This is a genomic window from Rhodococcus spelaei, from assembly GCF_006704125.1.
GTDB classification, from domain to species: domain Bacteria; phylum Actinomycetota; class Actinomycetes; order Mycobacteriales; family Mycobacteriaceae; genus Rhodococcus_G; species Rhodococcus_G spelaei.
Genome location: NZ_VIGH01000008.1, coordinates 289,312 through 304,184 on the forward strand (window position 1 = coordinate 289,312; position 14,873 = coordinate 304,184).

Below are 14,873 nucleotides of genomic sequence, written 5' to 3' on the forward strand. Positions count from 1 at the left end.
AGACTCCGGAAGGAGCTCGCATGACCGTCACCCAAGACCAGGCAGCCGGACAGCAAGCAGGCCTGACGCAGGACGAGGCCATCGCCTCGCTCGGCCATTACGGCTACGGCTGGTCCGACTCCGACGCCGCGGGCGCCAGCGCTCAGCGCGGTCTGTCCGAGGCCGTCGTGCGGGACATCTCCGCGAAGAAGAGCGAGCCCGAGTGGATGCTCGACATCCGACTCAAGGCACTCAAGACCTTCGACAAGAAGCCGATGCCGCACTGGGGCTCGAACCTCGAGGGCATCCACTTCGACAACATCAAGTACTTCGTCCGGTCGAGCGAGAAGCAGGCGGAGTCCTGGGAGGACCTGCCCGAGGACATCAAGAACACCTACGACAAGCTCGGCATCCCGGAGGCGGAGAAGCAGCGCCTCGTCGCCGGTGTCGCCGCGCAGTACGAGTCCGAGGTCGTCTACCACTCGATCCGTGAGGACCTCGAGAAGCAGGGCGTGATCTTCCTCGACACGGACACCGGGCTCAAGCAGCACCCGGAGCTGTTCAAGGAGTACTTCGGCTCGGTGATCCCGGCAGGAGACAACAAGTTCTCCGCGCTGAACACCGCCGTGTGGTCGGGTGGCTCGTTCATCTACGTGCCGCCGGGCGTGCACGTGGACATCCCGCTTCAGGCCTACTTCCGGATCAACACCGAGAACATGGGCCAGTTCGAGCGCACGCTGATCATCGTCGACGAGAACGCCTCCGTGCACTACGTCGAGGGCTGCACCGCGCCGATCTACAAGTCCGACTCGCTGCACTCCGCGGTCGTCGAGATCATCGTCAAGAAGGGCGGCCACTGCCGCTACACGACCATCCAGAACTGGTCGAACAACGTCTACAACCTGGTGACCAAGCGCACCAAGGTGGACGCGGGCGGCTCGATGGAGTGGATCGACGGCAACATCGGGTCGAAGGTCACCATGAAGTACCCGGCCGTCTGGATGATGGGCGAGCACGCCCGCGGCGAGGTGCTCTCGGTCGCGTTCGCCGGCGAGGGACAGCACCAGGACACCGGCGCGAAGATGCTGCACCTGGCGCCGCACACCTCCTCGACCATCGTCAGCAAGTCCGTGGCCCGTGGCGGCGGCCGTGCCTCCTACCGTGGTCTGGTCCAGGTCAACAAGGGCGCACACGGCTCGAAGGCGACTGTCAAGTGTGACGCGCTGCTGGTCGACCAGATCAGCCGCTCCGACACCTACCCGTACGTCGACATCCGCGAGGACGACGTGTCGATGGGTCACGAGGCGACCGTGTCGAAGGTGTCCGAGGACCAGTTGTTCTACCTGATGAGCCGCGGCCTCACCGAGGACGAGGCGATGGCCATGGTGGTGCGTGGGTTCGTCGAGCCCATCGCCAAGGAGCTGCCGATGGAGTACGCCCTCGAGCTCAACCGCCTGATCGAACTGCAGATGGAAGGGGCGGTTGGCTAGTGAGCAACCCCACAACAGGAGTGAAGGGCGCGGTCGCGGGGGAGAACCCCGCCGCCCCGGCAACGAACAGCACGGCCATTGCCACCAACAAGGGCGAGGTGTTCACCTCGTTCGACGTCAACGCCTTCGAGGTCCCCGCGGGCCGTGACGAGGCCTGGCGCTTCACCCCGCTGCGCCGCCTGCGCGGACTGCACGACGGCTCGGCCGTCGCGTCCGGCTCGGTCGCCGTGGAGATCGCACCCGTCGACGGCGTCACCGTCGAGACGGTCGGTCGTGACGACGCTCGCCTCGGGCAGGCCGGTGTGCCCGCCGATCGCGTTGCTGCGCAGGCGTACTCGAGCTTCGAGTCCGCGACCGTCGTGACGGTCGGCGCGGAGCAGGAGATCGCCGACGCGGTCAACATCGTGGTGACCGGACCCGGCGCCGACAAGGTCGCCTTCGGGCACCTGCAGGTGCGGTTGGAGGCCTTCGCGAAGGTCACCGTCGTCCTCGACCAGCGCGGCAGCGGAACCTACGCGGAGAACGTCGAGTTCGTCCTCGGTGACAGCGCCAAGCTGACCGTGGTCGCGGTGCAGGACTGGGCCGACGACGCCGTGCACGTCGCCGCGCACCACTCCCGCCTCGGCCGCGACGCCGTGCTCCGGTACACCTCGGTGTCCCTGGGTGGCGACCTCGTCCGGCTCACCCCGACCGTCAAGTACGACGGTCCGGGCGGCGACGCCGAACTGCTCGGCCTGTACTTCGCCGACGCCGGCCAGTTCTTCGAGCAGCGACTGCTGGTGGACCACTCGGCACCGCACTGCAAGTCGAACGTCGTCTACAAGGGTGCACTGCAGGGCGATCCGCACTCGGGCAAGCCGGACGCGCACACCGTGTGGGTCGGCGACGTACTGATCCGCGCGGAGGCCGAGGGCACCGACACCTTCGAGCTGAACCGGAACCTGGTGCTCACAGACGGTGCCCGCGCCGACTCGGTGCCGAACCTCGAGATCGAGACCGGCGAGATCGTCGGGGCCGGACACGCCAGTGCCACCGGACGTTTCGACGACGAGCAGCTGTTCTACCTGCGCTCGCGGGGTATCCCGGAAGACCAGGCCCGGCGCCTGGTGGTCCGCGGCTTCTTCCACGAGATCATCAACCGCATTGCCGTCCCGGAGGTGCGTGAGCGCCTCGAAGCCGCCATCGAGGTCGAGCTCGCCGCGGTCGGCGTCTGAGATCAGCCGCTGCTGAGATCGTCGCCGCCACCACACTTTTCGAAGGAATACTCAATGACCACCGCTGAAAACTGGGTTCTCGAGATCAAGGACCTCCACGTCAACGTCGCCACCACCGACGAGAACGCCGAGCCGATCAACATCCTCAAGGGTGTGAACCTCACCGTCCGCTCCGGCGAGACGCACGCCATCATGGGCCCGAACGGCTCCGGCAAGTCGACCCTGTCGTACGCGATCGCCGGCCACCCCAAGTACGTCGTGACCTCCGGTTCGATCACCCTCAACGGCGAGAACGTGCTCGAGATGAGCGTCGACGAGCGCGCCCGCGCCGGCCTGTTCCTGGCCATGCAGTACCCGGTCGAGGTGCCCGGCGTCTCGATGTCGAACTTCCTGCGCACCGCCGCCACCGCCGTCCGCGGCGAGGCCCCGAAGCTGCGGCACTGGGTCAAGGAGGCGAAGGAGGCCATGGTCGAGCTCGAGATCGACCCGACCTTCGCCGAGCGCAGCGTGAACGAGGGCTTCTCCGGCGGCGAGAAGAAGCGCCACGAGATCCTGCAGCTGAGCCTGCTCAAGCCGAAGATCGCGATCCTCGACGAGACCGACTCCGGCCTCGACGTCGACGCGCTGCGGATCGTCTCCGAGGGCGTCAACCGGTACCAGGAGCGCGAGCACGGCGGCGTCCTGCTCATCACCCACTACACCCGCATCCTGCGCTACATCAAGCCGCAGTTCGTGCACGTGTTCGTCGGCGGCCAGGTCGTCGAGTCGGGCGGCCCGGAGCTGGCCGACGAGCTCGAGGCCAACGGCTACATCCGGTTCACGCAGGCTGCAGCGGCAGGAGCCTAGTTCCATGACCAGCACGGCGGCTGCACTCGACGTCACCAGCATCCGGGCGGACTTCCCGATCCTGACCCGCACGGTGCGGGACGGGAAGCCGCTGGTGTACCTGGACTCCGGTGCGACCTCTCAGCGCCCGGTCCAGGTGCTCGACGCGGAGCGGGAGTTTCTCACCACCTGCAATGCGGCCGTGCACCGCGGCGCGCACCAGCTGGCCGAGGAGGCCACCGACGCCTACGAGGGCGCGCGGGCGGCGATCGCGGAGTTCGTCGGCGCCGACACCGACGAGTTGACGTTCACCAAGAACGCCACCGAGTCGCTGAACCTGGTGACCTACGTGCTCGGTGACGACCGCTTCGCCCGGCACGTGGGTCCGGGCGACGAGATCGTGATCACCGAGCTCGAGCACCACGCGAACCTCGTCCCGTGGCAGGAGCTGGCCCGGCGGACCGGCGCCACGCTGCGCTGGTACGGCGTCACCGACGACGGCCGCATCGACGTCGACTCGTTGACACTGTCCGACAACGTCAAGGTCGTCGCGTTCACCCACCAGTCCAACGTCACCGGCGCGGTCGCGCCGGTGGCCGAACTGGTCCGCCGGGCGCGGGCGGTCGGGGCGCTGGTCGTGCTCGACGCGTGCCAGTCGGTGCCGCACATGCCGGTGGACTTCCACGCGCTCGACGTGGACTTCGCGGCGTTCTCCGGGCACAAGATGCTCGGACCGTCCGGAGTGGGAGTGCTGTACGGCAAGCGGGACCTGCTCGCGGCGATGCCGCCGTTCATCACCGGCGGCTCGATGATCGAGACCGTCACGATGGAGGCCACCACCTACGCGGCTCCTCCGCAGCGGTTCGAGGCGGGCGTGCCGATGACCTCGCAGGTGGTCGCGCTGGGCGCCGCTGTGCGGTACCTGGACGAGATCGGCATGGACGCCGTCGCGGCGCACGAGCACGAGCTGACCGGGCTGGCGCTCGAGCTGCTCGGCGGCATCGACGGGGTGCGGATCGTCGGACCCCTGACCACCGAGAACCGTGGTGGCGCGGTGTCGTTCGTGGTGGACGGGATCCACGCGCACGACCTCGGCCAGATCCTCGACGACGAGGGCATCGCGATCCGCGTCGGCCACCACTGCGCGTGGCCGCTGCACAAGCATTTCGGTATCGCCGCGACCGCCCGGGCGTCGTTCGCGGTGTACAACACCGCGGACGAGGTGCGCGCCCTGGCGGCGGGTATCCGTCGCGCGCAGGAGTTCTTCGGAGTGACATCGGCCAGCGAGCCCGTTGTCGACGAGCCCGAGGCCGCACCGATCGACGGGGCGTCCTGACGTGCGTATGGAGCAGATGTACCAGGAAGTGATCCTGGACCACTACAAGCACCCGCACGGACGGGGCCTGCGGGAGCCGTTCGGCGCCGAGGTGCACCACGTGAACCCGACCTGTGGGGACGAGATCACCCTGCGGGTCGCGCTCACCGAGGACGGCCGTGTCGCGGACGTGTCGTACGACGGCCAGGGCTGCTCGATCAGTCAGGCCGCGACGTCGGTGCTCACCGACCAGGTCGTCGGGCTGGCGGTCGAGGACGCGCTCTCCACGGTGGCGGCGTTCGACGAGATGATCACCAGTCGTGGCGCCGTCGAGGGCGACGAGGACGTGATCGGCGACGGCATCGCGTTCGCGGGTGTCGCGAAGTACCCGGCCCGCGTCAAGTGCGCGCTGCTGGGGTGGATGGCATTCAAGGATGCCGTTGTTCGAATTGTTGACGGAGACGGCAGCGGCACCGCGGTGCCGGCGCAGACCGGAGGAGCTTCATCATGACCGACACCCAGGCCACCGAGCAGTCGCCGGAGCCGGCCGCCGAGCAGCAGACGCCGGTTGTCGAGCTGACCCCCGAGCAGCAGGCAGTGATCGACGACCTGGAGGAGGCGATGCGGGACGTCGTCGACCCGGAGCTCGGCATCAACGTCGTCGACCTCGGCCTGGTCTACGGCATCTCCGTGGACGACGAGTCCGTCGCCACCGTCGACATGACGCTGACGTCGGCGGCCTGCCCGCTGACCGACGTGATCGAGGAGCAGGCCCGAGGTGCGCTGGTCAAGAGCGGTCTGGTGGAGGACCTGAAGATCAACTGGGTCTGGATGCCGCCGTGGGGGCCGGACAAGATCACCGAGGACGGTCGCGAGCAGCTGCGGGCGCTCGGGTTCACCGTCTGACCCGAGGTTCAGCCCGTCTTGCGCGCGGGCGCGCGCTTGGCTGACTTCGACGGCTTCTCGGCGGTGGCGCCGTCCTTGCCGGAGCCGGACTTCGCGGCATCCACGCTGCGCTGCAGTGCCGCGACCAGATCCACGACCTCGGCGTCGGCCGCGTGCGCGGCCGCAGCGGGCACGCTCACCTTCTGTCCGCCGTTGGCGATCGCCTCGTCGAGCATCTTCTGCAGCTGGATCTGGTAGTCGTCGGTGTAGGTGTCGGGCTGGAAGTCCTCGGACATCGACTCCACCAGCATCTTCGCCATCGACAACTCCTTGTCCGACGGCGCCGCTGCGTCGACCAGCTTGTCGAAGTCTGCGGCCCGCACCTCGTCCGGCCACAACAGCGTCTGGATGACCAGGACACCGTCGCGCACCCGCAGCGCCGCCAACCGTGTGCGCTGGCGCAGGGTGAAATGCACGAGTGCGGTGCGGTCGCTCTCGGTCAGCGTGGACGCGAGCAGTTGATACGCCTTGGGGGAGGCCGAGTCCGGCTCCAGGAAGTAGCTCTTCTCGAACAGGATCGGATCGATCTGCTCCGACGGCACGAACTGCAGTACCGGGATCTCGTGCTTCTCGGCGGCGGGCAGCTTGTCGAAGTCCTCGTCGGTGAGGATCACCTGGGTGCCGTCCTCGGACAGGTAGGCCTTGTCGATGTCGGCGAACTGCACGACGTTGCCGCACTCGGAGCAGACACGGTTGTACTTGATGCGTCCGCCGTCCTTGCCGTGGACCTGGTGAAACTTGATGTCGTGGTCCTCGGTCGCGGTGTAGACCTTCACGGGGACGTTCACCAGACCGAACGCGATGGAGCCTTTCCATATCGACCGCATCCGTCCATGATGGTCCATACTGTGGGATCAGGCCAGGCAAAGGGCGGAAGATGAGTCACGACGCCGCGGTGGTCGTCGGCGGCAAGCGGCTGTCGCTGACCAATCTGGACAAGGTGCTCTATCCCGAGACCGGCACCACCAAGGCGGAAGTCCTGCAGTACTTCACGCAGGTCGGTGCGGTGATGGTGCCGCTGCTCGCGGGCAGGCCCGTCACCAGGAAGCGGTGGCCGGACGGGACCGCCGCGACGCCGTTCTTCCAGAAGAACGTCGATTCGGCCACGCCGGCGTGGGTCGAGCGGCGGACGATGACGCACGGGTCGAAGACGATCGCGTACCCGCTGGTGGACGACCTCGCCGCGCTGGTGTACTTCGCGCAGTCGGGGTCGCTGGAGTTCCACGTGCCGCAGTGGCGATTCGGGGCCGACGGCCAGCCGATGCACCCCGACCGGTTGGTGGTGGACCTGGACCCGGGGCCGGGCGTGAGCCTCGAGCAGTGCGCGGAGGTCGCGCTCCGGGTGCGTGAGCGACTGCAGCGGCACGGGCTCGACGCGCTGCCGGTCACCAGCGGCAGCAAGGGGATTCACCTGTACTCCGGGCTCGCCGAAGGCTGGACGTCGCAGCGCTGCGTCGAGTTCGCCAAGGCGATCGCCGTCGACCTCGAGCGCGAGACACCGAAGACGGTGATCTCCAAGATGACTCGCGCGCAGCGCGACGGGAAGGTGTTCGTCGACTGGAGTCAGAACTCGGCCTCGAAGACCACGGTGTCGCCGTACTCACTGCGCGGAACCGCGCGGCCGACGGTCGCGGCGCCGCGGACCTGGGCCGAACTCGCCGCAGCGGGGCTGCGGCAGTTGGACTTCGGTGAGGTGCTCGGTCGCCTCGAGTCGGGTGTCGCGCCCGCCGTGATCCCGGCGCAGGCGCCGAAGCCGCCCGCCGCGACCCGCCTCCCGCGTTCGACCGTGGACCTGCAGCCGATGCTGGCGTCCCGGTCCACCGCGGAAGAGTTTGCGCCGCGGGCCGATCCGACGGTGTGGGCCTTCGAGTACAAACTCGACGGCTACCGCGCCCTGGTGTACTTCGAGCACGACGCGGGATCGGGCCCCGGTTCGCTGCGGTTGGTCAGCCGCAACGGGCAGGACCTGACGCCGACCTTCCCCGAACTGGGCCAGGTCCCGGCCGGGTTGCGGGGCCACACGGGGGTGCTCGACGGGGAGATCGTGGTCTGCGACGAGGAAGGCGCGCCGAGCTTCGGACTGCTGCAGCAGCGGATCGGGCGCCGGGGCGGCCCCGGACCCGCCGCCAGGCTGTTGCTGTTCGACGTGCTCGAACTCGACGGGACGGACCTGGCGGCAAAACCGTTCCGGGATCGACGCACGGTCCTCGAGGCGATCCCACTCGATCCGGCGGACTCCTGGCACGTGCCCGACCTGGCGCCCGCCGACCTCGCCGAGGCGTTCGAGCGCAGCCGTGTCGACCGGATGGAGGGGCTGGTTGCCAAGCGTTGGGACTCGTCGTACCGGCCCGGGAGGTCGCCGTCCTGGGTCAAGCTCAAGCACTTTCGGGAGTGCGAGGTGGTGGTCGGTGGCTGGCAGCCGGGGGAGGGCGGCCGGGCGCGGGGCATCGGGTCGTTGCTACTCGGGGTGCCCGACGAGAATGGCGGTCTGCGCTACGTCGGCAAGGTGGGCAGCGGGTTCTCCGACGCGACCCTGACCGAACTCGGTGAACTGACCGGGCGACTGTCGAGCGAGCAGTCGCCGTTCCTGACGGACATCGACGTGCCCGGAGCGCGCTGGGTCAGGCCGGAACTCGTTGCGGAGGTCAGGTACTCGGAGCTGACTGGTGACGGCAAGCTGCGGCACCCCGTGTGGCGGGGGTTGCGGCGGGACAAGAATCCCGATCAGGTCGTGGGGGCGGGTTCGGGGTGAGTCAGATCCCTGCAGGATCGCGGTGCGGTCGGGACGGTCGGCGCGGATACTGGGACGACCTGCATGCGGCACCGACACGAAGGGATCCCGCAACCATGGCGAAGACCCAGAGCGGCTCTGTGAATGGCGTTGGAGACACTCCCTCCCTGCTGATCGACGCGAGAATCGAGGAGTTGGGCGACTGGCGCGGGGCGATGCTCGCGCAGGTCCGCGCTCTCGTCCTGCAGGCCGAACCCGACGTGGTCGAGGAGTGGAAGTGGAGAGGGGTTCCGGTGTGGTCGCACGTCGGAATGATCTGCACCGGTGAGACGTACAAGAACGCCGTGAAGGTCACCTTCGTGAAGGGCGCATCCTTGGCGGACCCCTCGGGTCTCTTCAACTCCAGCCTCGAAGGGAACACCAGGCGCGCCATCGATTTCCACGAGGACGACAAGATCGACGAGAAGGCGTTCACGGCGCTCGTTCGCGCCGCCGTGGAATTGAACACGTCACGGTGAACGGGAGTTGAAGAACGCGCCGGTGCTCCCGCCGGCGGATGGCTCCGACGACGCGGCCCTGCCCAGCTGGATCCACACCGGTTCGCTCGGCTCGTAATGTGTTTCCCCGCAACGCCGGACAGGTCGGCGTTGCGGGGGAGTCAGGGCCGCTCGTGTCGTACCGGGTTGGTACGTTGGGACGGTCGTGGGCGGCTCTCTTCGGGCACTGCTCGTCAGTCGTTCCGAAAGGCCTTCGCTTCCATGGTGATGGGTGCAACCCATGCTGTCTCCGGCGCCGTCGCCGGACTCGTTGCCGCACAGGCACTACCAGCGGACTGGGGTGGACCCACCTCCACCGCGGAATTGTTCACCTTCGCCGGGGTGTGCGCCGGGTCCGCTCTGCTGCCCGACCTGGACACCGCGCAGTCGACGGTGGCCCGCTCGTTCGGTCCGGTCAGCACCCTCGTGGCGCGGGGCGTCGACGAGCTGTCCCTGTGGTACTACCGGCTGACCCGGGGCCGTAGGGACCCGCGTCGCAACGGTGGACACCGGACCCTCACGCACACAGCGTTGTTCGCGATCCTGGTGAGCGTGGGCGTCTCGGCGCTGGTCACCGCGTTCGGCAGGACGGCGGTGGTCGGCGTCCTGTTCGTCACGCTCGGCCTCGCGCTGCGTGGGCTGGCGGGGGACTGGGCGAAACGCAACGGCTGGCCGGCGGTCACGGTCACCGCAGCCGTGCTCGCGGCGCTGACCTGGACCTGGTATCCCGACGAGGTGGGATCGCGCGCGCTCGGGGTGGCCGTGGGACTCGGCTGTGCGGTGCACTGCCTCGGTGACGCGATCACCAAGGAGGGCGTGCCGTTCCTGGCGCCCTTCGCGGCGTGGCGCGGTCGGCGCTGGCGCGAACTGCGACTGCCGGACCTGATCTCGATCAGGGCAGGCGGGGCGTTCGAGCGCGCGGTCCTTGGCCCGCTGCTGACGATTGTGGCTGTGGGACTGGCGCTGTGGGCTCTCGACGGCGTTCCCGAGGCAGTGACCGAAGCGGTGGGTTCGGTCCGGCGCTGACGGCGGAGTCGTGACAGGCCGCCGAGCGGAAGCGGTCAGCTGGGTGCCGGTCCCATCCCTCGTCTACCCAGTTCGGGTCCTGCAGTCGGCTGCCGTACGACGGGTCGTGTTCGCGGCGCAGTCGCACGCTGGCGTGCACGTTCACGCCGGGCGCGGGACGGCGGTGCCGCCAGATCAGCAGCGACCAGATCCAACCCGTCGGGTGTACCCGCGCCGTCGCGTCCGCAGGCTCGAGGGTCGGCAGCTCACGGAGCTCCTCCGTTCGCCGTAGCTGGACACCGTGTGTGCGGGCGCCGTCGAGCACCCACATGAGCGAGATGTCGGAGAGTTCGTGCTCCTCGAAGCCGCCGCCGACGTCCGAGTGCACCCCCGCGAACCACGCCTCCTCGATTCGGGGATTGCGGACGGGGTCCTGGCGGTAGGGCCGGCGCTTCTCGTCGATCGAGATGGCGTGCCGGCCGGCGAGCACATTGCTCAGGTGGTGGGTGTTCGGGAAGCTGAGATCGCGGCGGAAGATGCCCGGTGCGCTGACGGTGTCCCAGACGCCCAGGTAGTGCACTGGAATCGAGAAGCTGCCGTCGACAGCACGACACAGCGTGCTGGAGAACTCGGCGGCCTCGGCACGGTCCGCGTCGGTCCACTTGTGCCGCCGGGCGTAGGTCGCGATCGCATACTCGACGAGGTTGTCCGACGCCTGCCGCGGAATGCCGATCAGGTGCAGTAGGCCGGCGAGTGCCCGCGCGGTGTACGCGCCGCGGCTGAACCCGAAGATGAAGATCTGATCGCCGGGTTCCCAGTGGTTCATCAGGAATGTGTACGCGTCGGCCAGGTTGGTCTTGAGTCCGAGTCCGAACGCGAGCCCGAGCATCCGCGAGTACCAGCGACCGATCCTGGTGTGGGCACCCGCGGCGGAGAGCGTGCCGACCCCCGGGTCGTAGAACAGGATCTGTTCCCCGGCGGTGTTCTCGAGGGCACGGAACAGCCGGATCACATTGGTGTTCCGGGTCGCACGAATCTGATTCCCCGTGCCGTCGAAGCAGACGACGATGCGCTTCGGCGCGGGCGGTGGGGGAGTGGGTTGAGTGTCCGGCATGGTGTCGCCTCCAATGGCTACCGCTACTGGTCCCCTCGACGTTAGAGCGGCGGGCGACGGAGGTCACGAGTAGTGCACTACCCGGATCCGGACTTACCGTCGGCGTGCGGGCAGCGCGGCGGCCGCCATCGTCCGCCGGACGGGCGCCGGAACACGGCGAAACAGGGCCCACATGGTCGAGCTCACCGCGACCGGGTCCGCCCGCGCGGACAGGTAGTTGCGTTGGTCCTGGTCGGGCAGGGCGAAGAAGGTGTCGAAGAATACCGGCAGATAGCGCGGTTCGAGGCGCAGCAGGGCGCGCAGGCCCACGTCCCGCAACCCTCGGACCGCCCGTGCCCGGACCGGCCACAACGAGGACTCCACATCGGTGCCGTCGACCGTGGAACGCACGACGGAGTCCGCGGCCGACAGGGATGCGGCCACGCTGTACCCGGTGCCGGGGTGGATCAGGCCCGCCGCGGCGCCGAATCGCGGTGTCGCCGAAGCCGAGTTCGGCGCCTGCACCGGAAATCGGACCCGCTCGCGGTCGGCGTCGGCCGGAACCGGCACCCTGCGTGCGCGCAGTCGCTGGTGCAGCCGGTACTTCAGCACCGCCTGCGACAGTCCCGGCCGGCCGACCAGGCAGGTCTCCTCGAGCAGGTACCGCTCGTCGTCGAGCGGCACGGCGTAGAGGAACGAGGGGGGATCATCGCGACCGGCTCCGTTGTCGCGCCGCCAGTCCATGAACCAGGCCTGCGCACCGCCGAGCGCGGGGGCGGCCGCCGCGGCGGACACGACCAGTCCGTACGCGGTCTGCTCCGCGAGCGCGGGGTGGGCGCGCACGCCCCGGGCGTCGACCACCACCCGCGCCCGTACCTCGGTGCCGTCGGCGAGCACGATCGAGTGCGCCGACAGCCGGTCGGCCCGACCCGGGACGACCCGCACGGCGTCGAGGTCCAGAGTGCTCTGCAGTGCCTCGTTGTCGAACACGCCGTACGCCCGCTCGAGGCGCCGCTCGTGCAACGTCCACACCGACGGCCGCTCAACTCGCGAACCGAACACACTGGGGTCCAACCAGTCCGGCAGTTCGTCCACCCACGCGGCGTAGGTGGGGGACCACCGGCGGCGTGGATGCGGGTCGACCGCGACGACGTCGAGTCCCGCCGCGGCCGCCCGGTGCGCCAACGTCCGGCCCGCCGGACCCAGCCCGACGACGGCGAGGTCGGCGAACGAGCCGGGGTGGCTCACCGCAGCTCCGCCGCTAGAGCGAGCCGGTCGACAGGAGTCCGCCGTCGACCCGGACCGTCTCGCCGGTGATCCAGGCCGCGGCGTCCGAGACCAGGAAGCCGACCAGGCCGGCCACGTCCTCTGGGGTGCCGAGTCGCTTCATCGGGTAGATCGCCGAGGCCTGGTCCTCGCCGCCGGCGACGAGTGCTTCGGCGAACTTGGTCTTGACCACGCCGGGCGCGACCGCGTTGACGCGGATCTTCGGTCCCAGCTGCCAGGCGAGTTCCTCGGTGAGCCGGATCAGTGCCGCCTTGGACGCGCCGTAGGCGGCGATGACGCCGGTCGAACGCAGGCCCGCGACGCTCGCCAGGTTGACCACGGCGCCACCGTGCTCGCCCATCCACGCCTTGTGCGCCTGCTGGATGTAACCAAGGGCGGCAACCACATTGACGTCGAAGATCTTGCGGACCGCGTCCAGGTCGGCCTCCATCAACGAGCCGAACACGGGGTTGATGCCGGTGTTGTTGATCAGGATGTCGAGCGAGCCGAACTCGGCGACGGTGCGGGCGACCGTCTCGGCGCGGGAGTCCGCGTCGCCGGCGTTGCCCGCGATCGGCAGAACCTGCGCGCCGTCGACGTTCGCACGCAGTTCGGCGGCCGCCTCCTCGAGCGGTTCCGGCTTGCGGGCGGTGATCGCGACCTTGGCGCCGCGGGCCAGGAACTCGGCCGCGATGGCCTTGCCGATTCCCCGGCTCGCGCCCGTGACCAGCGCCGTACGTCCCTCGAGATCCCTGATTTCGCTCATGCGTCCGAAGGTTAGCGGAGTCACTCGGGGCGTGGCGTTCGGCGCCCGGAAACTCCGGTAAACTGGGCGGTCGTGATTACCGCCACCGACCTCGAAGTTCGTGCCGGTGTGCGGACACTTCTCACCGCGCCCGGTCCTGCCCTGCGTGTGCAGGCGGGCGACCGCATCGGCCTCGTCGGCCGCAACGGCGCCGGGAAGACCACCACACTGCGCATCCTCGCCGGCGAAGGCGAGCCGTACGCCGGCGCCGTCATCCGTACCGGCGAACTCGGCTACCTCCCACAGGATCCGAAGGAGGGCGACCTGAGTGTCCTCGCGAAGGACAGGGTGCTCTCGGCCCGCGGGCTCGACTCCATCCTGCGGGACATGGAGAAGCAGCAGACGCTGATGGCGGAGCTGGTCGACGGCGCGGACCTGGACAAGGCCGTCCGCAAGTACGGCACGCTCGAAGACCGGTTCTCGGCGCTCGGCGGGTACGTGGCCGAGTCGGAGGCCGCCCGGATCTGCAACAGCCTGGGCCTGGCCGACCGCATCCTCGCGCAGCCGCTTCGGACCCTGTCCGGCGGTCAGCGTCGTCGCGTGGAACTGGCCCGTATCCTGTTCGCGGCTTCGGACGGCAGCGGCGGACGTTCGGACACCACACTGCTGCTCGACGAGCCCACCAACCACCTCGACGCCGACTCCATCACCTGGCTGCGCGGGTTCCTGCAGAGCCACGAGGGTGGACTGATCGTGATCAGTCACGACGTGGAACTGCTCGGCGACGTGGTGAACCGGGTGTGGTTCCTCGACGCGGTCCGCGGCGAGGCCGACGTCTACAACATGAACTGGAAGAAGTACCTCGACGCCCGCGCGACCGACGAGCAGCGTCGCCGGCGCGAGCGCGCGAACGCGGAGAAGAAGGCGGGTGCGCTGCGCGTGCAGGCCGCCAAGCTCGGTGCCAAGGCGACGAAGGCGACCGCGGCGCAGAACATGGCGAAGCGGGCCGACAAGCTGATGGCCGCGCTCGACGAGGTGCGGGTGTCCGACAAGGTCGCGCACATCCGGTTCCCGGAACCCGCGGCGTGCGGCAAGACCCCGCTGATGGCGAAGAACCTGACCAAGATGTACGGCTCGCTGGAGATCTTCGCGGGCGTCGACCTGGCCATCGACCGTGGCAGTCGGGTCGTGGTGCTCGGCCTCAACGGTGCGGGCAAGACCACCCTGCTCCGCATCCTCGCGGGCACCGAGAAGGCCGACACCGGCGAGTTGGTGCCCGGCCACGGACTCAAGGTCGGCTACTTCGCGCAGGAGCACGACACCCTCGACGACAACGCCACCGTGTGGGAGAACATCCGGCACGCGGCGCCCGACACCGGTGAGCAGGAACTGCGTTCGCTGCTGGGTGCGTTCATGTTCACCGGACCGCAGCTCGAGCAGCCGGCGGGCACCCTGTCCGGCGGTGAGAAGACCCGCCTGGCGTTGGCAGGTCTGGTGTCGTCGGCGGCCAACGTGCTCCTGCTCGACGAGCCGACGAACAACCTGGACCCCATCTCGCGCGAGCAGGTGCTCGACGCACTGCGCAGCTACAAGGGCGCTGTCGTCCTCGTCACCCACGACCCGGGCGCGGCGGAGGCGTTGAATCCGGAGCGGGTCATCCTGCTGCCCGACGGCACCGAGGACCACTGGTCGCAGGAGTACCTGGAACTGATCCAGCTGGCCTGATCCG

Annotated in this window: 13 protein-coding genes and 1 pseudogene; 10 read left to right on the forward strand and 4 right to left on the reverse strand. The window is 68.9% G+C overall.

Annotated features, from left to right (window positions below; genetic code table 11):
- Positions 1-20 precede the first annotated feature (20 nt).
- From sufB to FK531_RS18390, 6 genes are read left to right on the forward strand one after another with little or no spacing between them, the layout of a single operon-like run.
- Positions 21-1,469 (forward strand): Fe-S cluster assembly protein SufB, encoded by a 1,449-nt coding sequence (sufB, locus tag FK531_RS18365; protein ID WP_142101880.1) that lies wholly within the window; start codon positions 21-23, stop codon positions 1,467-1,469.
- A complete protein-coding gene (sufD, locus tag FK531_RS18370; protein ID WP_142101882.1) occupies positions 1,469-2,683 on the forward strand; it encodes a Fe-S cluster assembly protein SufD in 1,215 nt (404 codons plus the stop codon). Before sufB ends, sufD begins: the two co-directional genes overlap by 1 nt.
- 54 nt (positions 2,684-2,737) lie before the next feature.
- The gene (sufC, locus tag FK531_RS18375; protein WP_142101884.1) at positions 2,738-3,529 is read left to right on the forward strand and encodes a Fe-S cluster assembly ATPase SufC; all 792 of its coding nucleotides are present in this window, start codon (positions 2,738-2,740) and stop codon (positions 3,527-3,529) included.
- Positions 3,530-3,533: 4 nt separating this feature from the next.
- Positions 3,534-4,844, forward strand: a complete 1,311-nt coding sequence (locus tag FK531_RS18380) for a cysteine desulfurase (RefSeq protein ID WP_142101886.1) — start codon at positions 3,534-3,536, stop codon at positions 4,842-4,844.
- Position 4,845: 1 nt separating this feature from the next.
- Entirely contained in the window at positions 4,846-5,334 is a 489-nt protein-coding gene (gene sufU, locus FK531_RS18385; protein WP_142101888.1) for a Fe-S cluster assembly sulfur transfer protein SufU, read from the forward strand.
- Positions 5,331-5,729, forward strand: coding sequence for a metal-sulfur cluster assembly factor (locus FK531_RS18390; protein WP_142101890.1), 399 nt, complete (start codon positions 5,331-5,333; stop codon positions 5,727-5,729). The genes sufU and FK531_RS18390 overlap by 4 nt, the downstream gene beginning before the upstream one ends.
- A gap of 8 nt (positions 5,730-5,737) precedes the next feature.
- Here the strand turns inward: FK531_RS18390 and ku are convergent, their stop codons facing one another.
- On the reverse strand, positions 5,738-6,595 hold the full coding sequence (ku, locus tag FK531_RS18395) for a non-homologous end joining protein Ku (protein ID WP_142101892.1): 858 nt from the start codon (positions 6,593-6,595) through the stop codon (positions 5,738-5,740).
- Positions 6,596-6,645: 50 nt separating this feature from the next.
- Here ku and ligD point away from each other — a divergent pair, with 50 nt between their 5' ends.
- The 3 genes from ligD to FK531_RS22555 all read left to right on the forward strand — a co-directional run bounded on the left by ligD (position 6,646) and on the right by FK531_RS22555 (position 10,061).
- The gene (gene ligD, locus FK531_RS18400; protein ID WP_142101894.1) at positions 6,646-8,520 is read left to right on the forward strand and encodes a non-homologous end-joining DNA ligase; all 1,875 of its coding nucleotides are present in this window, start codon (positions 6,646-6,648) and stop codon (positions 8,518-8,520) included.
- A gap of 95 nt (positions 8,521-8,615) precedes the next feature.
- On the forward strand, positions 8,616-9,017 hold the full coding sequence (locus tag FK531_RS18405; protein WP_142101895.1) for a DUF1801 domain-containing protein: 402 nt from the start codon (positions 8,616-8,618) through the stop codon (positions 9,015-9,017).
- A gap of 240 nt (positions 9,018-9,257) precedes the next feature.
- Entirely contained in the window at positions 9,258-10,061 is an 804-nt protein-coding gene (locus tag FK531_RS22555) for a metal-dependent hydrolase (RefSeq protein ID WP_142101897.1), read from the forward strand.
- A gap of 307 nt (positions 10,062-10,368) precedes the next feature.
- Here the strand turns inward: FK531_RS22555 and FK531_RS22785 are convergent.
- The 3 genes and pseudogenes from FK531_RS22785 to FK531_RS18425 form a co-directional block, all read right to left on the reverse strand.
- Positions 10,369-11,154, reverse strand: a pseudogene (locus FK531_RS22785) (T6SS phospholipase effector Tle1-like catalytic domain-containing protein); the annotation flags it as partial.
- Positions 11,155-11,247: 93 nt separating this feature from the next.
- Positions 11,248-12,381, reverse strand: a complete 1,134-nt coding sequence (locus FK531_RS18420; protein WP_142101901.1) for a lycopene cyclase family protein — start codon at positions 12,379-12,381, stop codon at positions 11,248-11,250.
- A gap of 13 nt (positions 12,382-12,394) precedes the next feature.
- A complete protein-coding gene (locus tag FK531_RS18425; RefSeq protein WP_142101903.1) occupies positions 12,395-13,165 on the reverse strand; it encodes an SDR family oxidoreductase in 771 nt (256 codons plus the stop codon).
- Positions 13,166-13,237: 72 nt separating this feature from the next.
- Here FK531_RS18425 and FK531_RS18430 point away from each other — a divergent pair, with 72 nt between their 5' ends.
- Entirely contained in the window at positions 13,238-14,869 is a 1,632-nt protein-coding gene (locus FK531_RS18430; protein WP_142101905.1) for an ABC-F family ATP-binding cassette domain-containing protein, read from the forward strand.
- The last annotated feature ends 4 nt before the right edge of the window (positions 14,870-14,873 follow it).